The 22,168-nt window shown below is 68.5% G+C and carries 19 protein-coding genes; 8 read left to right on the forward strand and 11 right to left on the reverse strand.

Annotation, left to right across the window (positions count from 1 at the left end; genetic code table 11):
* Positions 1-198 precede the first annotated feature (198 nt).
* On the forward strand, positions 199-2,064 hold the full coding sequence (locus MKL11_RS11100) for an ABC-F family ATP-binding cassette domain-containing protein (RefSeq protein ID WP_243943189.1): 1,866 nt from the start codon (positions 199-201) through the stop codon (positions 2,062-2,064).
* A gap of 161 nt (positions 2,065-2,225) precedes the next feature.
* On the opposite strand, the gene MKL11_RS11105 is transcribed toward MKL11_RS11100, so the two are convergent.
* A complete protein-coding gene (locus tag MKL11_RS11105; RefSeq protein ID WP_243943191.1) occupies positions 2,226-3,527 on the reverse strand; it encodes an aspartate aminotransferase family protein in 1,302 nt (433 codons plus the stop codon).
* A 94-nt stretch (positions 3,528-3,621) separates the two neighbouring features.
* Here MKL11_RS11105 and MKL11_RS11110 point away from each other — a divergent pair, with 94 nt between their 5' ends.
* Positions 3,622-4,476: a LysR substrate-binding domain-containing protein gene (locus MKL11_RS11110; protein WP_243943193.1), complete on the forward strand. Its 855-nt coding sequence runs from the start codon at positions 3,622-3,624 to the stop codon at positions 4,474-4,476.
* Positions 4,477-4,666: 190 nt separating this feature from the next.
* On the opposite strand, the gene MKL11_RS11115 is transcribed toward MKL11_RS11110, so the two are convergent.
* Both MKL11_RS11115 and MKL11_RS11120 read right to left on the reverse strand, forming a co-directional pair.
* Positions 4,667-5,296 carry a hypothetical protein gene (locus MKL11_RS11115; RefSeq protein ID WP_243943195.1) on the reverse strand — a complete coding sequence of 210 codons (630 nt, stop codon included), beginning with the start codon at positions 5,294-5,296 and terminating at the stop codon, positions 4,667-4,669.
* A 769-nt stretch (positions 5,297-6,065) separates the two neighbouring features.
* The gene (locus MKL11_RS11120; RefSeq protein ID WP_243943197.1) at positions 6,066-7,397 is read right to left on the reverse strand and encodes an MFS transporter; all 1,332 of its coding nucleotides are present in this window, start codon (positions 7,395-7,397) and stop codon (positions 6,066-6,068) included.
* Between the two features lie 194 nt (positions 7,398-7,591).
* Here MKL11_RS11120 and MKL11_RS11125 point away from each other — a divergent pair, with 194 nt between their 5' ends.
* Together MKL11_RS11125 and MKL11_RS11130 are read left to right on the forward strand one after the other, a co-directional pair.
* The gene (locus MKL11_RS11125) at positions 7,592-8,656 is read left to right on the forward strand and encodes a WcbI family polysaccharide biosynthesis putative acetyltransferase (protein WP_243943199.1); all 1,065 of its coding nucleotides are present in this window, start codon (positions 7,592-7,594) and stop codon (positions 8,654-8,656) included.
* A 74-nt stretch (positions 8,657-8,730) separates the two neighbouring features.
* Positions 8,731-9,765, forward strand: a complete 1,035-nt coding sequence (locus MKL11_RS11130; protein WP_243943201.1) for an alpha/beta fold hydrolase — start codon at positions 8,731-8,733, stop codon at positions 9,763-9,765.
* Here MKL11_RS11130 and MKL11_RS11135 read toward each other — a convergent pair.
* The 3 genes from MKL11_RS11135 to MKL11_RS11145 form a co-directional block, all read right to left on the reverse strand.
* Positions 9,734-10,468 carry a dihydrofolate reductase family protein gene (locus tag MKL11_RS11135; RefSeq protein WP_243943203.1) on the reverse strand — a complete coding sequence of 245 codons (735 nt, stop codon included), beginning with the start codon at positions 10,466-10,468 and terminating at the stop codon, positions 9,734-9,736. The genes MKL11_RS11130 and MKL11_RS11135 overlap by 32 nt on opposite strands.
* A gap of 81 nt (positions 10,469-10,549) precedes the next feature.
* On the reverse strand, positions 10,550-11,518 hold the full coding sequence (locus MKL11_RS11140) for an alginate O-acetyltransferase AlgX-related protein (RefSeq protein WP_243943205.1): 969 nt from the start codon (positions 11,516-11,518) through the stop codon (positions 10,550-10,552).
* A gap of 114 nt (positions 11,519-11,632) precedes the next feature.
* On the reverse strand, positions 11,633-12,532 hold the full coding sequence (locus MKL11_RS11145; protein ID WP_243943207.1) for an AEC family transporter: 900 nt from the start codon (positions 12,530-12,532) through the stop codon (positions 11,633-11,635).
* A gap of 408 nt (positions 12,533-12,940) precedes the next feature.
* Between MKL11_RS11145 and MKL11_RS11150 the strand changes: the two genes are divergently transcribed.
* From MKL11_RS11150 to MKL11_RS11165, 4 genes are read left to right on the forward strand one after another with little or no spacing between them, the layout of a single operon-like run.
* Entirely contained in the window at positions 12,941-13,378 is a 438-nt protein-coding gene (locus tag MKL11_RS11150) for a GlcG/HbpS family heme-binding protein (protein ID WP_243943209.1), read from the forward strand.
* A 2-nt stretch (positions 13,379-13,380) separates the two neighbouring features.
* Positions 13,381-14,970, forward strand: a complete 1,590-nt coding sequence (locus MKL11_RS11155) for a peptide ABC transporter substrate-binding protein (protein WP_243943211.1) — start codon at positions 13,381-13,383, stop codon at positions 14,968-14,970.
* On the forward strand, positions 14,967-15,890 hold the full coding sequence (locus MKL11_RS11160; RefSeq protein WP_243943213.1) for an ABC transporter permease: 924 nt from the start codon (positions 14,967-14,969) through the stop codon (positions 15,888-15,890). Before MKL11_RS11155 ends, MKL11_RS11160 begins: the two co-directional genes overlap by 4 nt.
* 14 nt (positions 15,891-15,904) lie before the next feature.
* Entirely contained in the window at positions 15,905-16,990 is a 1,086-nt protein-coding gene (locus MKL11_RS11165; RefSeq protein WP_243943279.1) for an ABC transporter permease, read from the forward strand.
* A 2-nt stretch (positions 16,991-16,992) separates the two neighbouring features.
* Here the strand turns inward: MKL11_RS11165 and MKL11_RS11170 are convergent, their stop codons facing one another.
* The 5 genes from MKL11_RS11170 to MKL11_RS11190 all read right to left on the reverse strand — a co-directional run bounded on the left by MKL11_RS11170 (position 16,993) and on the right by MKL11_RS11190 (position 22,164).
* Positions 16,993-17,949 carry a D-2-hydroxyacid dehydrogenase family protein gene (locus tag MKL11_RS11170; RefSeq protein ID WP_243943215.1) on the reverse strand — a complete coding sequence of 319 codons (957 nt, stop codon included), beginning with the start codon at positions 17,947-17,949 and terminating at the stop codon, positions 16,993-16,995.
* Positions 17,934-18,482, reverse strand: a complete 549-nt coding sequence (locus MKL11_RS11175; protein ID WP_243943217.1) for an NADPH-dependent FMN reductase — start codon at positions 18,480-18,482, stop codon at positions 17,934-17,936. Before MKL11_RS11175 ends, MKL11_RS11170 begins: the two co-directional genes overlap by 16 nt.
* Positions 18,483-18,532: 50 nt before the next feature.
* Entirely contained in the window at positions 18,533-20,152 is a 1,620-nt protein-coding gene (locus MKL11_RS11180; RefSeq protein ID WP_243943219.1) for a dihydroxyacetone kinase subunit DhaK, read from the reverse strand.
* A 120-nt stretch (positions 20,153-20,272) separates the two neighbouring features.
* On the reverse strand, positions 20,273-21,160 hold the full coding sequence (locus MKL11_RS11185) for a carbohydrate ABC transporter permease (protein WP_243943281.1): 888 nt from the start codon (positions 21,158-21,160) through the stop codon (positions 20,273-20,275).
* 47 nt (positions 21,161-21,207) lie between these two features.
* Positions 21,208-22,164, reverse strand: a complete 957-nt coding sequence (locus MKL11_RS11190) for a carbohydrate ABC transporter permease (protein ID WP_243943221.1) — start codon at positions 22,162-22,164, stop codon at positions 21,208-21,210.
* Between the last annotated feature and the right edge of the window lie 4 nt (positions 22,165-22,168).

Raw genomic sequence — 22,168 nt, forward strand, 5'->3', positions numbered from 1 at the left:
TTCACCGCATACCCCACCGGGGTTCTGTCAAATAATCGACCAAGAGTGATGCGATTCGGTTAAAGAGACTGCTATCGATTCCGTATTTCTGTGCGATAATAGACAATCGAGATGCGCGACTGCTTGCCGGGCGCGGCGGCGCCGGACCGCGCGGACTGAGCGCTTGCCTCGCCGCTCCTGGACCGCCAGAACGCCGCCATGCTGCGTGTCCATGACCTCACCTACCGCATCGGCGACCGCCTGATCCTCGATTCTGCGGACTTCTCGATCCCCGAGGGGGCACGGGTGGGCCTCGTCGGGCGCAACGGCGCCGGCAAGACGACGCTGTTCAAGGCGATTCTCGGCGACCTGCCGGTCGACGCGAAGGCGGTGTCGCTGCCCAAGGGCATGCGCATCGGCGCGGTTGCCCAGGAGGCGCCGGCCGGCCCGGAGACCCTGCACGCGGTGGTGCTCGCCGCCGACACCGAGCGGGCCCGGCTGATGGCCGAGGCCGAGCACGCCGACGGGCTGCGCCGGGCCGAGATCGAGACCCGGCTGGTCGATATCGGCGCCCATTCGGCGCCCGCCAGGGCTGCCGCGATCCTGCACGGCCTCGGCTTCGACGCAGCCGCGCAGGCGCGGCCCTGCGCGGACTTCTCCGGCGGCTGGCGGATGCGCGTGGCGCTCGCCGCCGTGCTGTTCTCGGAGCCGGACCTGCTGCTGCTGGACGAGCCGACCAACTATCTCGACATCGAGGGCACGCTCTGGCTCTACGACTATCTCGAGCGCTATCCGCGCACCGCGATCATCATCAGCCACGACCGCGACCTGCTCGACACCAGCGTCGACCACATCCTGCACCTCGACCGCGGCAAGCTGACCATCTACCGGGGCGGCTATACCAGCTTCGCCAAGCAGCTCTCCGAGAAGCGCATGCTGCTCGCCAAGGCCAAGGTGAAGCAGGATGCCGAGCGGGCGCATCTCCAGAGCTTCATCGACCGGTTCAAGGCGAAAGCGACCAAGGCGCGGCAGGCGCAGTCCCGGGTGAAGCGGCTGGCCAAGATGGAGCCGATCGCCGCTTTGATCGAGGACGACGTGCCGGTGATCCACCTGCCGAGCCCGGAGAAGCCGCTGTCGCCGCCGATCGTTTCCATGGAGCGGGTCAAGGCCGGCTACGGCGACCGCGTCGTGCTCAGCGGGCTCGACCTCAACCTCGCGCCCGACGACCGGGTCGCGCTGCTCGGCGCCAACGGCAACGGCAAGTCGACCTTCTGCAAGCTGATCGGTGGCCGGATGGGGCCGATCGCCGGTGAGATGCGGCGCTCGTCCAAGATGCAGGTGGCGTATTTCGCCCAGCACCAGCTCGACGAGCTGCGCCCCGCCGAGAGCGCCTACGCCCATGTCCGCACGCTGATGCCGGACGTGCCGGAGGCGAAGGTGCGCTCGGCCACCGCCCGGCTGGGCTTCGGAGCCAACAAGGCCGACACGCCGGTGGAAAAGCTCTCGGGCGGCGAGAAGGCGCGGCTGCTGATGGGGCTCGCGGCCTTCCACGGCCCGCACCTGCTGATCCTCGACGAGCCGACCAACCACCTCGACATCGAGAGCCGCCAGGCCCTGGTCGAGGCGATCAACGACTACGAGGGCGCCGTCATTCTGGTGAGCCACGACCGCTTTCTGGTCGAGGCCTGCGCCGATCGGCTGTGGCTCGTGGCCGACGGCACCGTGAAGACCTTCGACGGCGACATGGACGATTACCGGCGGTTCGTCCTGTCCGGTCCCGAACGCGAAGAGGCGCACGACGCTGAGCCGGCCGGTGGCCAGAAAGCCGAAGCGCGCCGGGCGGGCGTCGAGCGCCGGGCCGCCCTCGCCCCCTTGCGAAAAAAGCTCGACGGGATCGAAGCCCGGATGGCGAAGCTCACTGCGGCGATCCAGAAGATCGACGCGGCGCTGGAGGACGGCACGGCCTTTCGCGAGAACGCCGCCAAGGCCGGCGAGATCGCCAAGATGCGCGCCGACGCCGCCAGCGCGCTGGCCACCGCAGAGGAGGAATGGCTGGCGCTGAGCGAGGAGATCGAGGCGGCCTGAACCTGTGCTTCCCCGCGCTTTTCGGTACTGATCACGAAAATCCCGGTTTCAAAAGGTCGTCGACCTTTTGCGGGTCCAGGGCGGAGCCCTGGCCTCTCGTGGGCTCCGCCCCCGAACCCCGCCAAAGGGCGGAGCCCTTTGGGATCCCGGTCCTGGGCGCGTTATACCGAGGCTTCCAGGGCACGCTCCAGGATGTCCACGCCCTGATCGATCTCGGCATCGGAGACCGTCAGCGGCGGCGCGATCCGGAACACGCCGCCCATGCCGGGCAACTGCACGATGTTCATGCTGAGGCCGAGTTCCAGGCAGCGCTTTGTGATCGCGTCCCCCAGTTCCGGTGCCGGGACCTTTGTGCGCCGGTCGGCCACGATTTCCATCCCCTGCAGCAGGCCGCGCCCGCGCAGGTCGCCGATACAGGCGAAGCGCTGCTGAAACGCGCGCAGCCGCATCGTGAGCCGTTCACCGGCCTCCGCCGCCCGGGCTGCGAGCCCGTCACGCTGGACGATCTCCAGGACCTTCAAACCGACCGCCGCCGGCAGCGGATCGGAGACGTGCGTGGTGTAGAACAGGAAGCCGCGCGCATGGCAGAGTTCCTCGATCTCGGCCGTGGTGACCAGCGCCGAAAGCGGCAGGCCGGCGCCGAGGGTCTTCGACAGGGTGAGGATGTCGGGGACCACGCCGTCGCGCTCGCAGGCGAACATTAGGCCGGTGCGGCCGATCCCGGTCTGCGCCTCATCGAGGATCAGCAGCATGCCCCGCTCGGTGCATTTGCGCTTCAGGGCCGCTAGATAGCCGAGAGGCAACTCGATGATGCCGCCCGAGCTGAGGATCGGCTCCGCCAGGAAGGCGGCGAGGTTGCCGGTGGATTGCTGGTCGATCAGCGCGAAGGCGTAGTCCAGTTCGGCCTGCCAATCGGCGGCACCGTCCTTCTCGAAGGCCGGCCGATAGGCATTCGGGACCGGGATCGCGAAGGATCCGATCGCGGCGGGGCCGTAGCCCTTGCGGCCGGCGCTGTAGGTCGCGGCGGCAGCCCCCGCGGTCATACCGTGCCAGGACTGGGCGAAACTCACCACCTCCCAGCCGCCCGTTGCGAGCTTGGCCATGCGCAGGGCCGCTTCGTTGGCCTCGCCGCCGGTGGTCAGAAGCATGGCGCGTTCGAGGTTGCCCGGCGCGAGGCGGGCCAGTTCCGTAGCGAGGTCGACCACGGGACGGGTCAGCATGCCGCTGAACAGGTGATCGAGATCCGCCGCGTGAAGCGCCACCGCGGCGGCGATCTCGGGATGCCCGTGACCGAGGATCGCGCTCATCTGGCCGGAGGTGAAGTCGAGGATGCCGCGGCCGTCGGCATCGTAGACGAAGCTGCCTTGCGCGCGCTCGATGATCAGCGGCGCGAAGGCTCCGCCGTAGCGCACGAGGTGCCGGCGCGCCCGGTTCCAGAAATCGGGGTCTGCGTTCCGCGTCATGGCCGGCTCGGCTCCGTCGAAGGTTCGGCCATGCTAGGGATGGGATCACCGTCACGGTAGCTTATAGATCTGAACCGAGGCTTCGAAAATCCTGATGGCTGCGAGCCTGGACATCGACCTGCTGCGCAGCTTCGCCCTCGTCGCCGAGACCGGCGCCTTGAGCCGCGCCGCCGAGCGGGTCGGACGCAGCCAAGCCGCACTCAGCATGCAGATGAAGCGGCTGGAAGACATCGTCGGCCAGCCGCTGCTGACCCGGACCGGGCGCGGCGTGGTCCTGACGGTCCATGGTGAGCGCCTGCTGGTCCATGCGCGCCGCATCCTGGCCATGCACGACGACGCGCTGGCGGAACTCTCGGGCGGCCGCCTGGATGGAACGCTGCGCTTCGGTTGCCCGGACGATTACGCCGACGCGTTCCTTCCGGCGCTGCTGCGCAGCTTCGCGCAAATCCATCCGGCCGTGGTGATCGAGGTGGTCTGCGCCGCGACGCCCCGGCTCCTGCGCCGTTTCGAGCGCGGCGGCCTCGACCTCGCTTTGATCTCGGTTCCCCTCGATGCCGAGCGGGAGATCCTGCGGCGCGAGGCGCTGGTCTGGGTCGGCGCCAAGGACGGCAAGACCGACCGGCCGGACCCGCTCCGGCTGGCCCTCGGCGATCCGGATACGTTGGATCATCGCGCGGCGCTGGAAAGCCTCGCGCGGGCCGGGCGCAGCTACCGGATCGCCTATGCCAGCGGCAGCCTCGCGGGGCTTCTCGCCGTGGTGCGCTCCGGACAGGCGACCGCAGTGCTCACCCAGGCCGCCGTGCCGGGCGATCTGCGTATCCTCTCGCGAACCTCCGGATTGCCGCCGCTGCCGAAGATCGGCCTCATGGTCCGCCTCGATGAACGGCACGCCTCACCGCTCACCCGCGCCTTCGCAACCTATATCCGGACCCTGCTGCCGGTACTCTGATCCCCATCGCTCTCCGTCCAGTCGCCGCCGATACCTCGATCAGATGCGGTCGATGGGCTCGGGCCCTTGGCATCACGCGCCGGCGGAGGGATGCCGTTCAATCAGGTCCAGAACGGGATCGAACGCTCACATCTTCGCGGCACGACCCGGCTTGACCCTGAAACCTCGATCGCACGGTGATCGAAACCGATCAAACCGCGTCAGGAAACCACTTGTCGGTTATCCTCGGCCAGAGAGCGACGATTTTCTTGTTGTCGACGTTGATCCAGTGGACGTCTACGCTCGGATGCTCGGCCTTGAAATCTCGATAATTCGCATCGTTGGCCATCAGATAGAAACTGATCGCATTCATGATGCTGCTATCGACATGCGTAATTCTGTAGAGATAGGCCTCCCAGTCCGCGGCCTGCTTGGCTTGCTGGACAGCTTTTGTTTCGAGGCCCGACGATTGGAAAGCCGTCGTCACGGCATGACCGGTCGAAGCCCGGGATGCTGAAGTCCCATCGCCGTTCGCGCTCCCATCCGGGCGCACATCGCCGGCAAGCTTCGGCCGCGCGGCGCTCTCGGCGTCCTTGGACGGCGAAGTCTCCGCCTGGTGTGGGAGAAGCGCGACCGTGTCTTGTACGGGCGCTTTCGCCTCGACGAGAGACAGCACGGCTTCGGCCGCCTGGGTCGAGAGGGCGTAATTCGTCCGCGGATCCAGCGCCGCCGGCACGGGAAGCACGCTGGCTATCACCGACGCGACCCGCTCCGGCGCATTGACCTGTAGAGGCCTCACTGCGGCGACGGACGGAGACGCGACAGGACCGATAGCGAACATCTTACGGGCTCCACGTACCTGATCTGACGACAGTCCGCATAATTTGCACCTCAGCGAGATCCTGCGGTCGTCCTATTGAGCTTCAATTTGAAAACGAAATTGCTTTTATTGTAGATTGATCAGAGTCCATGAAGACTCGCTCGTCGTTGTCTTCTGGAATTCGAGCAGCGGCAATCCCAACGTGGCCCACCTAGCGCTGCCGTTGCGACGCTGCCAGCCGTACGAGCTGGCAGCGTCCCGTTACAGCATCCCCAACAACCTTAGACGCATGAATGCACGCCGCCAAATGGCTGATATGCATTACTAAGCGCAATAATGGCCAGAATATTACCGTAAAATGCCGGGACTTGAATATATGACGCACGATCGTCGCGCGCCGCGTCTTCCGACGGCTATCATGGCCGAGGAAGAAACTGCCCGGAGTTTCATACGCCAGGCTTAGGAATAAGCTCATTGCCGCCTTGACTTGTCAACTTGCCGCGCACCCAAGCAGCGCGCAAGGAACGTCAGGGCACGTCGCCGTCGATTTCTTTATTGTCGACCCGATAAAACGCCCATCGCGGGTCGTGATTTGACGATTTCGGCGATACTGATCACGCCGCGAAATTCGCGCCTGCTATCGGCCTCGCCGTAACCTGCCAGCGCGCCACAGAAATTTGCTGGCGATCGCCACCAGCGCCCAATCGGCGTCGGATAGCGCCTCCACCCGTGACAAGCTGCCCGCGAGCGCATCCCCGCCAGCGAATCAGTCGCCGGCATCCGAGCACGCTCAGGCCCGCGCCGAGGCGACCGCCTGGGCGCGGCCCCGCCCGAGACCCACGACCAGCAGGCAGCCCAACCCCGAGAGCACCACCAGCGGCAGCAGGCCGAGGGGGTAGCTGCCGGTGGCGTCCTTGATCACGCCGAGCAGGTAGGTGCCTACGAAGCCGCCGATATTGCCGATGGCGTTGATCTGCGCGATGCCGGCGGCCGCCGCACCCGCCGAGAGCCATTCGGTAGAGAGTGCCCAGAACGGGCCCTTCACCATGTAGGTGGCCGTGACGGCGAGGCACAGGATCAGGATGGTCGGCAGCAGCTGCGTGGTGGCGATCGAGGCCGCCAGGCTCAGCGCCAGCAGGCCGAGGGGCAAGGCGGTGTGCCAGACCCGCTCGCGCCTCCGGTCCGAGGAGCGGCCCCACAGGATCATCAGAACCGAGGCGATGCCGAACGGGATCGAGTTCAGCAGGCCGGTCTCCAGGTTGGTCAGCCCGAACGACTTGATGATCTGCGGCTGCCAGAGGGACAGGCACTGGCTGGCGCCGGAGGCCCCGGCGTAGATCAGCGAGGCGGCCAGCACGTAGCGGTTGCGCATCACCTGCCAGACCGAGAGGTGGCGGCCCGGAGCCGCCTCACCCGCGACCACCGAGGCCCGTTCGGCGGAAAGCCGATCCTGCAGCCACGCGCTCTGCTGCGGCGTGAGCCAGCGCGCCTTTTCGGGGCCGTCGGGCAGGATCGCGAAGGCGATGATGCCGAGCAGCACGGCCGGGACCGCCTCCAGGATGAACAGCCATTGCCAGCCGCGGAAGCCCAGCATCCCGTCGGTGTTGAGGATCGAGGCCGAGATCGGCGAGCCGAGGAAACTGGAGATCGGGATCGCCACCATGAACACGGCCACGATCCGCCCCCGATAGGCCCGGGGGAACCAGTAGGTGAGGTACAGGATCACCCCGGGGAAGAAGCCCGCCTCGGCGGCGCCGAGCAGCAGACGGACCGCGTAGAACGAGGTGGGTCCGACCACGAAGGCCATGGCGGCCGACACCAGCCCCCAGGTGATCATGATCCGGGCGATCCAGATCCGCGCGCCGAACCGCTCCATGGCGATGTTGCTCGGCACCTCGCACAGCACGTAGGACACGTAGAACAGGCCGCCGCCCAGCCCGAACTGCGCCGCCGACAGCCCGAGATCGTGGTTCATCTGCAGCGCGGCGAAGCCGGCATTCACGCGGTCCACGAAGGCGATGAAGTAAGCGAGCATCAGGAACGGCAGGATCCGCCAGGTGACCTTGCGCAGGGTCGCCCGCTCGATCTCCGGCACGGCGTCCGGCACGTTCGTCGGGGCCATCGCAATCCTCCGGGCTCTGTCGCCCCGCCTTGGATGAGCGGCGGTCTGACCACCAGTCCCGGGGCGCGACAACTTCGCTCGACTGTCATAGCCCAGCATCAGGTGATGCTTCGCGTGTGGGATACGCACCATTAGCCACCTGGTGCCCGCCGGTCCGGTTTGCCCGCGGCAGGCGGACATGCGAGAGAAGCGGCATGTTGACGGTGGACAGCCTTTGGCGCGCGCGGCACCGGCTCGCGCAGATCGGGAAGAAGCGGACGGGCTCGCCCCGCATCCTGGTGGTCGGAGTCTGCCAGGCCGGCTCCATGGCCAAGGTGCTGCGCTACCTGCTGCCCGACGCGCAGGTGGATTTCGTCTCGGCCTTCACGGCGACGCGGCGCTTCCCGAAGCTCGTGGACCTGATGGCCCATGCCGACGGCTACGACCACGTCTATTCCAGCATCTACCTGCCCCGGTTTAAGGATGGCGGCACGATCGACCGGTTCCGGACCCACCCGAAGGTCCGCCTGATCCCGACGATCGTGTTCGGCGCCTACCATCCCGACCTGATCCATGTCGGCGTTCAGGACGCGGTCTCGCTCGACGGCCTGATCTCCGGGCCGATGGGTCATTCGCACTCGGCGATCACGCTTTACGCCTATCTGGTGGGCTTCTCTCAGGCGCAGGCGCTGCGCCTGTTCGCGGAGCCGGTGTTCGAGCGGCTGGGTTATTTCGATCTCTGGAACGAGTCGGTCTCCTACCTGCGCGGCCTCGGCGCCCAGGCGCAGTACGATCTCGACACGCACCTGACGCGCTGGGCGCGCCGGGGCTGCTTCATGCACTCGATCAACCACACCAAGCTCTACGTGGTCGCCGATCTCGCCCGCGGGCTCCTGACCAGATCCGGCATCGCCTATCCCGAATGCGACCTCGACGCGTTCGTGCCCGACGATCTCGGCGGCCAGGGCAGCTGGCCGGTCTATCCGGAGATCGCCGCGCATTACGGCGTTCCCGGCAGCGACCTGTTCTTCAAGGCGGAGACACGCCGGTCGGGTCCTGCCCGCACCATGACCCGGGCGGAATTCGTGGCCGCGGCCTACGCGAATTACGACCGGCGCCCGCGCGAGGCTCTGGTCTCGCAACGCGTCCAGGGTTGGCGCAACGATCCGGCGACGGTGGACTTCTTCCGCGAGGCCGCGGGCCGGGATGTCAGCCCGATCCGGCCCGCCGGACGCACCCCGGCGGTCGCGGCGAGCAGCCTGGCCGGCCACGCATCCTGAAACGACGGCACTGTCTCCCCCTCACCGGCGCGTCGCGCAGTCCGGGCCGGGGTTACCGAGGTCGAGGAGCCCCGATGAGCCGTCAGCCTGCCAAGAATGGCCGCGCCGGACCCTATGGGATCGCCGCCGTCCTGGCATTTCTCGGCTCGGCGGCCGGCCTTATCGGCTGGAGCCGGTTCGCCGTGAACCGGCACATGGACCTGCCGCCGGCCCTGCCCGGCCGGCTTGAAAAGCTCGCCACGGAGCGCGCCGGCACGGTCGTGCTCTACGGTTCGAACGACCGGGAGGGTGTGCCGCTCCTGCTGATCCATTCGATCAACGCGGCCGCGAATGCCTACGAGATTCGTCCCCTCTACCAGCATTACCGCAGGTCCCGCCCGGTCTACGCCCTCGACCTTCCGGGCTTCGGCTTCTCCGAACGGTCCCGCCGCCGCTACACCCCGCGCCTGATGGTGGAGGCGATCGGCGCGGCCGTGGCTGAGATCCGCAGCCGGCACCGGGGCGCCGCGATCGACGCCATGGCGCTGTCGTTGTCGTGCTCCTACCTCGCCCGCGCGGCCCTTGAGCGGCCCGACGATTACCGCAGCCTCGGCCTGATCAGCCCGACGGGCTTCGATGCGCGGCTGTCCGGCGACGGACCGCCGGACGGCCATCGCGGCCGGGATACGGTGCGCAATCTTTTGGATCGGCCGCCGTTCGGCCGCCCGCTGTTCGACGCGCTTGCCTCGCGTCCGAGCATGCGCTTCTTCCTGCAGAAGACCTTTGGCTCGCGCGATATCGACGAGGGCCTGTTCGCCTACGACTATGCCTCGGCGCACCAACCGGGCGCGGAGCACGCACCCTATTGCTTCATCTCCGGCCATCTGTTTCCAACCGACACGACGCGGCTCTACGAAGAGCTGCGCCTGCCGGTCTGGATGGTCCATGGGCGACGCGGGGACTTCGTCGATTACCGGCTGGCGCCGCGCGTGGTCGGCCGGCCGAACTGGCGCGTGGTCAGCCTGCCGACCGGGGCCTTCCCGCATTTCGAGCGGCTCGACGACGTGACCGCCGAATACGACGCCTTCCTGGCGGATCTCAACTGGGCTCCGCCTCGGCCACCGGCGTGATGCGGTAGCGCAGCCAGACGACGCCCCCGGACAAGGGCTCGCAGGACGTCAGATCCAGCTTGCAGCGGCCGCCCATGGAATCGGCCTCCTCCCCGGCGAAATCGAACAGGGCCGGCGTGCCTGACACGCCGTCGACCGCCGGGGCGAGCAGCAGGCTCAGCTCATCGATCACGCCGGCCTTCAGCATCGAGCCGTTGATGTGGCCGCCGCCCTCGACCAGGAGCCGCTCGATCCCGAACAGCGCGCGCAGCTTGGTCACCGCCAGCACGAAGTCGACCGTCTTCTCGCCGGCGAACAGGTAGGATTGGCCGCCGGCCCGCAGCGCCCTCAGGTGCTCGTCCGGCACGGATTCGGTCAGCACGACCACGATGTGGTCGCCCTCGATGTCGTTCCGGGCACCCCAATCCAGGCGGCCGCGGGCGTCGAGGGCCACGGCGTAGCCGGAGGCCCCGCGTTTCGCCACGTGATCCTCCCGGGGAATCGGGCTCCCGTCGTCGAGGACCGGTTCGGGCAAAGGATCGGCGCTGTCGGCGTAGCCCTGCATGGTCACCCGCCCGCACATCCAGGCATCGCCGTTCAGATCGCCGTGGACGCGCTCGTAATGGCTGTCGGCGTCGAGGGTCTTCCAGCGGCGGACCTTGATCCGGCCATCCACCGAAGTGGTCATGTGACAGAGGACGTAGGGGCGTTGCGCGTCGGCCATGGCTCGTTCCGGGCGTTGGATCCGGCCGGAACGATAGGGGCGAAAGGCCACCGGGCAACGCGCGAGCCGATTTTTGCCGCGTCAGCGAAGACGCAGCAGGCGGCGCAGCCGGTCCAGGACGCTGGGCTTCAGTTCCCGCCGGACCCGGCGCTCCGCGAAGGCGTCGACCGAAAACCGGTCGGTGGGCACGCGCCGCAGGAACCGCTCGGCGATCTCGTAGACCACCAAGTCAGGCTTCACCGCTTCCACGTAGGCCCAGTCGATCTCGGCGGACCAGATCGCGTGGACCTCGCGAAAGCTTTCGGCCAGCATCGCGGTGAGCCGCGGTCCCTGGTCGAACACGTAGGAATCGCCGAACAGCACGATGCGTCGGGGATCCCCGGCCTCGGGATTGTGCATCACGGCGCGTGACCCGACGAAAAAGCCGCCCCGGCCGGCGACCCGGCCGGTCTCGCGCAGATGCACCAGCGCGTTGGCCTCAGTGCGCTGTGCATGCCGCGGAAATGCGTGTGCGAGAAAGGCTTCGTCCACGGGCGGCTTGAGCTTGCCGCCGAGGTCGAACACGAAGCGCTCGATATGCCCGTTCGCCTCGACGACATGCGCGGCCGGGGCGATCCCGAGCGCGGCGCACAATGCCTGATAAGCGACGATATAGCCGCGATGGTTCCAGTGCGTGTCGGTCTGCAGGTAGACCGGCCCCTCGGCCCGCGCCGCCCTCAGGGGCTCGAAGAGATCGACCAGTTCGGCTTGCGTTTCCGCAGCCAGGAGCCGGTTGAGCCGCGCGCCGGGCGGGTCGTCCAGCTTCGGGAACGGCCGGTCCAGCGTGTCGGCATGGACCGCGATCTTTTCCGGCACGATCGCGTGGACGTAGGTCGCGCCCAGCGCCTTCGCCCGGCGGACGCGGTGTGCGACCAGCCGCACCCAGCGGCGCAGCAGGCGGCGGGTCGCTGCGGACTCGGTGTAGAGGTCGACCAATTCGTCCTTGCGGCCGATCCAGAACAGCCATCCGTCCCGCCCGACCGCGATACCGCGCGCGCCTGTCTGAGCCAAACCCCGCCATCCCCCGTCAATGCCTTCCGGCGACGCCGAGACATGCCGCCCGCCGACGCGGGATACAAGCCGGAAACAAGGCCGATCGGCGACCGCTCCAGCTCGACGAGATGCCTATGCGCCGTGGAGAAACACGCCCCAGCAGAGCACGGTGAGCGTCGAGATCGCCGTCGAGAGAGCGACGATCAGGGACGCCGCCGCCACGTCGCTGCGCAGCTGCGCGGCGAAGACCACGACATTGCCCGCCACTGGCAGCAGGCCGAGGAGCCGCACCGTATTCAGGTTCTCCGTCGCGACCGGCGCTCCGACGAGGGCGAACAGGCCGATGACGGCCGCGATCGCGACGACCGACGCGACATGGCGCCAGATCACCAGGTGCAGCGTCCCCCGGATCGCGGCGGCGGAGAAGCGGACCTGGCTGGCCCCCAGCCCGACCACCATCATGCCGCAGCCCGACATGAGCAGTGTCACCGCCCAGAACGGTGCTTCCGAGGCCGGCGGAAGCACGTCGCGCAGACCGAGCGCCTGACCCGCGAGCCCGGCCCCGAAAGCATAGAGAGCCGGAGTCGTGGCGACCTTCCACAGGCTCGTCCGGACCGAGAACCGATCGCGCGCTACACAGTAGAACCCGACGGTGTTCCCGAAGATCAGGCCGCCGAAATAGGCCATCACCAGTATCGGCAGGCTCTCGGGACCGAACAGGGCCAGGCCGGTCGGGATCCCGAACCAGCCGATATTGGTGTAGCTGAACGCGCAGAACGCCAGGCGGCGGGGAACATCGGTCTTGCACCGGGGCACGATCAGCGCCGCACACAGCACCATCACCGTGCTGAAGGCCATCGACAGGGCGACATTGCCGATCGCCGCGCCAAAATCCAGCGCCAGGGCATTCTTGAACACCACCAGCGGGATCAGGACATACATCAGCAGGCTGGAGAGATGCCGGATCCAGTCGCGACCTGACAGGCGTCCGACGCAGAAGCCGGCGGCGATGGCCCCATAGGCCGGAAGCATCCGCGACCCCAGGTCAGTCGCCAGATTTAGTGCTGCATACATCGACCTGATTCCACGTCAAATAACTAATCGGCTTTTATAATAATTGTCAGATCTGTAATGTATTACATGCAAAGATTCATGTTTCCATAAAAAATTATAGATGCCCGCGGTAAAACTTGACACACGTCAAGTAATCTCGGAATCAAGGTGTTCATAACTGAGCCTTGGTCATTCTGCATGCCCAACCAAAGCCTGTGAAGCCACCTCGGATGGCGATGAAACTCAAGACGATCGATCGGGCCGGCCTGATGCTCGGTCGTGAGGCCCACCGGCTGGCGTGCCGCGCCTCGACGCGGTGGACCGGTCCCGTCCTGATCCTCTAAGTGTATGCCCGCCGCCCGGAGCGGCGACGGACCGTGGAATCCGATGATCGACCTGACGCTCGAGGCCGCCCGCAGCATTGTGGACACCGCCCTGCGGGAGGCTCGCACGCGCGGGCTGAAGCCGATGGCCGTCGTGGTCTACGATGCCCGCGGCGCGCTCAGATCCGCCGCCGTCGAGGACGGCACGTCGCTGCGCCGGGCCGAGATCGCCAGCGGCAAGGCCAACGGCGCCCTGGCGCTCGGACTCGGCTCCCGGGCGATCCACACCCGGGCCGAGGCGCAGCCCTATTTCGTCGCCGCGGTGAGCCATGTCGTCGGCCCGGCCGCGCTCGTGCCGGTGGCGGGCGGCGTGCTGATCCGCTCCCGCGAGGGGCGGCTGCTCGGGGCGGTCGGCATCTCCGGCGACACCTCCGACAACGACGAAATCTGCGCGGTGGCCGGCATCGAAGCCGCCGGCCTGATGGCCGAGACCGGCGCCTGAGCATGGCGATTTGCCGGCGCGCGTGGCTGGCCGGCGCAGCCGCCCTCGCGGCCGTGCGACAAGTGCGCGCCAGCGAGCCCGCGCTCTACCGGCGCGGCAACGATGCGGACCCGGAGACCCTCGACCCGCACCGCTCCTCCTCGGTGGCGGAAGCGCATATCCTGCGCGACCTGTTCGACGGCCTCCTGACCTACGACAACCATGGCACCATCATCCCGGGCGCCGCTCGCGCCTGGACAGTCTCCGAGGACGGCCTGACCTTCCGCTTCGCGCTGCGCCCCGACGGGAGATGGTCGAACGGCGAGCCGGTGACTGCGGAGGATTTCGTCTACGCCTTCCGCCGCATGCTCGCCCCCGCCACGGGCGCGAAATACGCCGAGATTCTATTTCCCATTCGCGGCGCGGCGGCGGTGAACCGCGGCGCGATTGCCGGCGAGGCCCTCGGGGTGACCGCGGAGGGGCCGCTCGCGCTCACGATCACCCTCGAACAGCCGACGCCCTACTTCCTCGAACTCCTGACCCACCAGACCGCCCTGCCGGTCCACCGCGCCTCGGTGGAGCGCTACGGCGATTCCTTCACCCGTCCGGGCAACTTCGTGACCAACGGCCCCTATCGGCTGATCGACCTTGTGCCGGGCGGCGCGATCACCCTGGAGGTCAATCCGCACCATCCGGAAGCCGGGGCGATCGCGATCCGGCGCGTCGCCTTCCTGCCGATCTCGGACCTGTCGGCGGCCGTGCGCCGCTACGCCGCCGGGGAGCTCGATTCGCTGTCCCAGCTCCCGGTCGATCAGATCATCGACCTGCGTCGGCGCTTCGGCACGCAGGTGGTGCTCGGGCCCTCGCTCGGCCTCGAAGCCCTGGTAGTCGACACCCGCAAGGCGCCGTTCTCGGACCGGCGCGTTCGCCAGGCCCTGTCCCTGCTGATCGACCGCGAATACCTGGCCGACGGGCTCTACGGCGGCACCATGAGTCCGGCCTATTCCCTGTGCCCGCCCGGCATCGACAATTACCGCACGCCCCCCGAGACCGAAGGGCGGCAGGGCCTGCCGATCGACCACGAGGCGCAGGCGCGCCGCCTGCTGGCCGAGGCGGGGTTCGGCCCGGGCCGGCCGCTCACCGTGGAGTACCGGTTCAACGTCAGCGACAACAACCGCAACACCGCCGTCGCGGTCGCCGAGATGTGGCGCGATCTCGGGATCGAGATCCGGTTCGTCTACACCGACGCCAAGACCCATTTCGCTTATCTGCGCGACGGCGGGTCCTTCGACGTCGCCCGCTACGCCTGGATCGCCGATTATGCCGACCCGCAGAATTTTCTGTTTTTGCTCCAGAGTGGCAATGATGGATTGAACGCCGGCCACTGGTCGGACGCGGCCTATGATACGCTCCTGGCCAGGGCCGCCTCCGAGCGCGACCTCGGCCGCAGGGCTGACCTGCTCTACGACGCCGAGGCCATCGCGCTGCGCGAGCTGCCGTGGATCCCGCTGATGCATTATCGCTCGAAGGCGCTGATCGCGCCGCGGCTGCACGGCTACATTCCGAACCTGCGCAACGCCGCGCCGACCCGCTTCCTGAGGCTCGACGCGTGATCCGCTTCATCCTGCGCCGCCTCGCGCAATCGGTGCCGACGCTGTTCGCGGTGGTGGCCGTCAGCTTCTTCCTGATGCGGCTCGCCCCCGGCGGCCCGTTCGACCTGGAGCGTCCCCTGGCGCCGACCGCCATGGAGAACCTGCGCCGGGTCTACGGCCTGGACCAGCCGCTGATCGTGCAGTTCGCCAGCTACCTGGCGGCCCTGGCGCGGGGCGATCTTGGCCCGTCCTTCTCGTTCCGCGACATGAGCGTCCTCGACCTGATCGCCCGGGGCCTGCCGGTCTCGGCGACCCTGGGCGCCCTCGCGCTGGCGCTGGCGGCCTGCCTCGGCATCGGGCTCGGGACCGCGGCGGCGCTCCGGCGCGGCGGTGCCCTCGACCGGCTGCTCGGCCTCGGGGCTGCGCTGACCCTGTCGCTGCCGAGCTTCGTCGTGGCGCCGCTCCTGCAGATCGTGTTCGGGCTGAGCCTGCGCTGGCTGCCGCTCAGCGGCTGGGAGGGCGGCGCGCCGAGCCACCTGATCCTCCCGGTGGTGACCCTGGCGCTGCCGCAGGTCGGCGCCCTGGCGCGGCTGACTCGCGCCTCGCTCGGCGAAGTCCTGCGCACCCAGCCGGTGCGGACCATGCGCAGCCTCGGCCTGCCGCCCGCGCGCGTCACGCGGCACGCCCTGCGCGGCGCGCTTCTGCCGGTGGTGGCCTATCTGGCGCCTCTGGCGGCGGCCCTGCTCACCGGATCCGTGGTGGTCGAGACGATCTTCGGCCTGCCCGGGATCGGACGCTACTTCGTGGAAGGGGCGCTCAACCGCGACTACACGCTGGTGATGGGCACCGTCCTGCTGGTCGCGGCCCTGGTGATCGCCCTCAACCTGATCGCCGACCTCGCCTGCGCCTGGCTCGACCCGCGCCTGCGGAGCGCCGCGTGAGCGCCACCCGTACCATGGCCGGCCCGGCCGCCCGCACCCTCGGCCGTCTCGCCCGCGAGCGGGTGGCGATGGCTGCCCTCACCGTGCTGATCCTGATCGCCCTCGCCTGCCTGTTCGGGCCGGCGCTGACCGGACACGATCCGACCCGGGCCTATCCGGACCTGCGCCAGCTGCCCGCCGGCCTGACGGCGCAACCCGATCCCGACCATTTGCGCCCGGCGCTGGAACGCCTCGCCTTCCGCATGCGCACGCGCCTCGACGACGTGGTTCGGGACGGCGACGCGCTGCGCCTCACGCTCAGCGCCGAAGCCGGGGTGGACCGGCGCAGCCTCGTCTACCTGCCGCGCTCCGACCTGTTCGGCGCGCCGCAGGTGATCGCCGACACGGAGGGCGGGAAGCGTCTCGTCGTGGCTGTGCCGCTCCGGCGCCTGTCCTTCCCCCTCGGCACCGACGTGCATGGCCGCGACCTGCTCACCCGCTGCCTCGTCGCCGGACGGGTCTCGCTGCTGATCGGGCTCACCGCCACCCTGGTCGCCCTGCTCATCGGCGTCGGCTACGGCGCAACGGCCGGCTTCATCGGCGGCGCTGTCGACGCCGTGATGATGCGGCTGGTCGACGTGCTCTACGCCCTGCCGTTCGTATTCTTCGTCATCCTGCTGCTGGTATTCTTCAGGGCGAGCCTGGCGCTGATGCTGGTGGTGATCGGCGCGGTGGAATGGCTCGACATGGCCCGGATCGTCCGCGCGCAGACCCTGTCGCTCCGCGAGCGCGACTTCGTCCGCGCCGCCCGCGCCCTCGGGCTCGGCACGCCCCGCATCATCCTGCGCCACATCGTGCCGAACACCTTCGGGCCGGTGGCGGTGGCCGCGACCCTGCTGGTGCCGCGGGTGATCCTGCTGGAGAGTTTTCTGTCGTTCCTCGGGCTCGGCGTACAGGAGCCGGACACGAGCTGGGGCGTGCTGATCGCCGAAGGCGCCCGGGCGATCGAATCAGCGCCCCACATGCTGGCCGGGCCGGCGGCGTTCCTCATCACGACGCTGGTGGCCCTGACCCTGCTCGGCGACGGCCTGGCCGATGCCGTCGACCCGCGGGCCGACTAGCTTCAGCTCAACAGGCGTATCGGAGAGCCGGCGAGCCACGCCTCGATATCCTCCACCGCCTGGGTGAAGAACGTCCGGTAGTTGTTGCGCGTGACGTAGCCGACATGCGGCAGCGCCAGGACGTTCGGCAGGCGCCGGAACGGGCTGTCGGCCGGCAGCGGCTCGGTCTCGAACACGTCGAGCCCCGCCCCCGCGATCCAGCACTCCTCCAGGGCCCGGACCAGGGCGGCCTGATCGACGATCGGCGCGCGCGACGTGTTCACCAGGATGGCGCTCGGCCGCATCCGGCGCAGCTCGGCTTCCCCGAGAAGCCCGCGCGTCCGGTCGCCGAGGACGAGATGGATTGTCACCACATCGCTGGCTTCCAACAATGCCTCTTTGGTCTCGGCACGCTCGACACCGGCGGCGGCCGCTCGGGCGTCGTCGAGGTTCGGGCTCCAGGCGATCACCCGCATGCCGAAGGCGCGGCCGATCGCGGCCACCCGCGTTCCGATCTTGCCGAGCCCAAGCACGCCCAGGGTCGCCCCGGCGAGATCGGTCCCGACCGTGCTCTGCCACGGGCCGCCGGCCCGTAGGTTCCGGTTCTCGAGGGGGAGATGGCGGGCGAGACCGAGGATCAGGGCCCAGGTCAGCTCGGTCGGCGGCGTCGGGCTCGAGTCCGTCCCGCAGACCAAGACGCCCCGCGCCCGCGCCGCCGCGATATCGATGGCGAGGTTGCGCATGCCGCTGGTGACCAGCAGCTTCAGCCGGGGCAACCGCTCCAGCAGGGCCGCCGGGAAGGGCGTACGCTCCCGCATGATGACGAGGATCTCGGCCTGCTCGATCCTGGAAACCAGGACGTCCTGATCCGCGATGTGGTCGGCGATGGTCGAGACGGCGACGCGATCGGACAGGCGCGCCCAGTCGGCGAGGCCGAGCGCGGCATCATGGTAATCGTCGAGGATCAGGCAGGTTTGCACAGCGCACGCTCCCGGCAGAAGGCGGCGAACGTCTCAAGAAATGTCTTTGCCGCCAAGCGATTGGGTGACGCACCGACGATCTGTACGATGCCGTCCGGCGTTTGGTCGAGCAGAGACAGGCGGAAGAAGATCTCGGGATTGAAATTCGTACTGATGGTCGCGAGCACGATGCGCAAGACCTGCAGCATGTCGTCGCCTCTATGGGACGCGTGGACGAGCGCGATCGGCTTATCGATCACGTGGTGTGTCGAGACGAGCCAATCGATCGCGTTCTTCAGGCCGCCGGGAATGGACCGGACATATTCGGGGCTCGATAGGATCAGCCCATCGCAGGCGTGAACGCCTCGTATGAACTCCTGCACAGCAGGGGGTGTCGCAGCGCCTTCTAGATCCGGCGAAAAGACGGGGAGGCTTCCGATACGATCATAGACGTCGAGGCGGATTCGATTGGGAGCTACGGCTTGCAAAGCTCGTAGGAGCGCAGTGTTCGTCGAAGCTTGGCGCGTGCTTCCGGACAGCCCGAGAAGCCTCATAGGCGGCTGCTCCTCCACCGCGGACGCGACTTCATTCCCGCCATTGATCGTCACCCGGCAGCAGCCAGAGCCTCGAACGCCGCCGCGACCCCGGCGGCCCCCGGATCCTCGATACCGGCGAGGTCCGCCGCCGCGAGGTAACTCGACCGACCGGTGGCGGCGCGGTCCATGCGGGCGGTGGCGGCGGCGCCTGCACGGGCGGCGGTGGACGCGGCGTCGAGGCCGCCGGATTTCAGGGCGTCGAGGGCCGGGATCAGGGCGTCCAGCAGGGTGCGGTCGCCGGGCCCGGCGCCGCCATAGGCCCGCACCCGGGCCACGCCCTGGGCCAGGGCGTCGGGCCAGGACGCGCCGTCGGTGAGCGAGGACGCGGTGGCGGCGAAGAAGATCGAGGCCAGCACGCCGCTCGAACCGCCGACCGCGCGGCCGATCCGCTCGGCCAGAGCGCGGCACAGGGCGGGCGGGTCGGCCTGCGGCAGCCGGTCGAGATCGGCCGCGACCGCGCGGGCTGCGCCGGCAAAGGTGGTGCCGGTGTCGCCGTCGCCGACCTTCGCGTCGAGGGCGTTGAGCGTGCCCTCGGCGGCGATGAGGGCACCCGTCACGGCGGCGATCCGGGCGGCGGCAACGGGATCGCGCGAGGGCGTGAAAGCCTCGCCCGCGAGCCCCTCCGGGATCGGGCGCAGCACCGGCGGCGCTATCCGCACCGCGCCGGGCCAGGCCGGCAGGGGCACCGGTGCCAGGAGCGCCGCTTCGATCGCGTCGTCCAGGGGCAGGATCGACAGCGAGGCGCCGTGCATGTCGAGCGCCGTCATCAACGGCGCCGGTCCGACCAGCAGGCGAACCCGCCGGCCGAGCTCGGTGGCCAGGACGGCCTGGGTCAGGACCTGCATCTCCAAGGCGGTCGCCGAGCCGAGATTATTGACCAGCAGCGCCAGCGGTCCGGTCGTCGAAAAGCGCTCGGTCATGAGGCGCGCCAGGTCGCTCGCCTTCGGCAGTGTGATCCGCTCGGCCCCCGGCTCACCGTGGATGCCGAGGCCGAGTTCGGCCTGTCCCTCGGCGAGGCGCTCGCTGCGCGGCGAGCCGGGGATCGTGGCGGTCGAGACCGCGATGCCGAGCGATTGGGCCGATCCGGCCACCCGGCGGGCCAGCGTCGCAACTGTTTCCAGCGGCGCGCCGGCCTCCGCGGCATGGCCGGCGACCTTGTGCACGAACAGGGTGCCGGCAACCCCCCGGGGCTGCTTCGCCTCCGGCAAAGCGATGTCGTCGGCCACGATCACGGTCTCGACCTTTTTTCCGAGCGCCCGGGCGCGCTCGGCGGCGAGGCCGAAATTCAGGCGATCGCCCGCGTAGTTCTTGATGATCAGCAGGCACCCCGCCGGCCCGGTCACCGCCAGGATGCCCGCCAGCACCGCGTCGACGCTCGGCGAGGCGAAGACATCGCCGCACACCGCGGCGCTCAGCATGCCCGGCCCGACGAAGCCGGCATGGGCCGGCTCGTGGCCGGAGCCGCCGCCGGAGATCACCGCGACGTTGCCGGGATCGATCTCGGCGCGCAGCACGACGCGGATGTCGGGATCGCCGTCGAGCCGCGCCAGGCGGCCGCCGCTGGCCGCGAGCAGGCCCGCGATGGCGTCGGTGACCAGGGTGGCGCGGGTCTCGATGAAATGGGCCATGGCGTGACCTTCTGCGATCGCGGTCCGCAGCTATTGTCCTGCGCGCCGTCACAGCGGATTGTCTGAGCAATCGCGGGCGTCGGCGCAACGGCCGGGGGCAGGTTTCCCCGGCGTCCCGGCCTACTCCTTCACGGCGCCGGTAAGCGCGGAGACGTAATACTCGACGAAGAACGAGTAGAGGATCACCAGCGGCAGGGAGCCGAGCAGAGCACCGGCCATCAGCGAGCCCCACTTGTAGACGTCGCCGTCCACGAACTCGCTGACCACCGCGATCGGCACGGTCTTGTTCTGCGTCGAGGACAGGAAGGTCAGCGTGTAGATGAACTCGTTCCAGCAGAGCGTCAGCGAGAAGATGCCGGCCGAGATCAGGCCCGGAAAGGCGAGCGGCAGGATGATCTTGGTCAGGATCTGCCAGCGGCTGGCGCCGTCCATCAGCGCGCATTCCTCCAGCTCGTAGGGGATAGTCTTGAAGTAGCCCATCAGGAGCCAGGTCGAGAACGGGATCAGGATGGTCGGATAGGCCAGGATCAGGGCGATCGGCGAGTCGAACAGGCCGTAGGCCTGGATGATCGTAGCCAGCGGGATGAACAGGATCGAGGGCGGCACCAGGTAGGCGAGGAAGATCGCGGCGCCGACCCAGCCCGCGCCGTTGAAGCGGACGCGCACACAGGCATAGGCAGCGAGCACGCTGGCGAACAGAGACAGCACCGTGGCCGCCACCGACACGTACATCGTGTTCCAGAGCCAGCGCGGATACTGCGTCTCGAACAGCAGCTTGTTGATGTGCTTGAGCGTCGGCTGCACCACCCAGAACGGGTTGTAGTGCTCCATGTCGATCAGCTGCTCGTCCGGTTTGATCGCCGTCAAAGCCATCCAGTAGAACGGGAACAGCAGCACCGCGAGGATGATCAGGAGTGGCAGGTAGGTGGTCACGAGCCGCCGCGGCAGGCGCTCCAGATAGGTCATGCCCTCGCTGTCGTCGGTGAGCCCGGCGGGGCGGGCTGCCATGATCGGCGCGAGGCGTGGGTCGGCATGGGCGGGCGGAGCGGGCGCGCTCATCGGTCGGTTCCCCCGGATTGCCAGGCCCGGCGCTGGAGGCCGAACCACGAGATGCCGATCGCGGCGAGCAGGAACGGCAACATCGCGGTGGCGATCGCCGCGCCCTCGCCGAGCGTCCCGGAGAGGATGCCGCGCTGGTACGACAGGGTCGCCATCAGGTGCGTGGCGTTGACCGGGCCGCCCCGGGTCATCGCCCAGATCAGCTGGAAGTCGGTGAAGGTGAACAGCACCGAGAAGGTCATCACCACGGCGATGATCGGCGTCAGCAGCGGCAGGGTGATCCGCGAGAAGATCTGCCAGTTCGAGGCGCCGTCGAGCGTCGCGGCCTCGTAGAGCGAGGGCGAGACCGTCTGCAGCCCGGCGAGCAGCGTGATCGCGATGAACGGCACCCCGCGCCAGATATTGGCGAAGATCACGCAGGCCCGCGCCATGTTCGGCTCGCCGAGGAAATCGATGTTGCCGTCGATGATCCCGAGATGGCGCAGCGACCACGAGATGATCGAGAACTGGCTGTCGAAGATCCACCAGAACGCGATCGCCGAGAGGACCGTGGGCACCACGAACGGGATCAGCACGATCGACCGGACGATCGACTTGAACGGCATGTTCTTGTTGAGCAGCAGGGCCAGGTAGAGGCCGACCGCGAACTTCACCACCGACGCCACCGCCGTGTAGAGGCAGGTGTTGAACACCGAGAGCCAGAACACGTCGTCGTCCCAGAGCCAGGCGTAGTTCTCCAGGCCGATGAACGTGCCGTCCCGGCCGATCCGCGTGTTGGTGAAGGACAGCCAGATCCCCTTGAGCAGCGGATAGGCGAGGAACAGGCCGAGGATCAGCGCGGTCGGCAGCATGAACCAGAAGCCCGCCCAGCCGCGACTGGCGCGCAGGCGCTGCCAACTGGAGCGGGTCGGGATCACGAGCGGGGCCGGCTGCGTCAGGGCCGTGTGCGCCATGGAT

Origin of the sequence: Methylobacterium sp. J-077, assembly GCF_022829365.1 — a bacterium.
Lineage (GTDB): Bacteria > Pseudomonadota > Alphaproteobacteria > Rhizobiales > Beijerinckiaceae > Methylobacterium.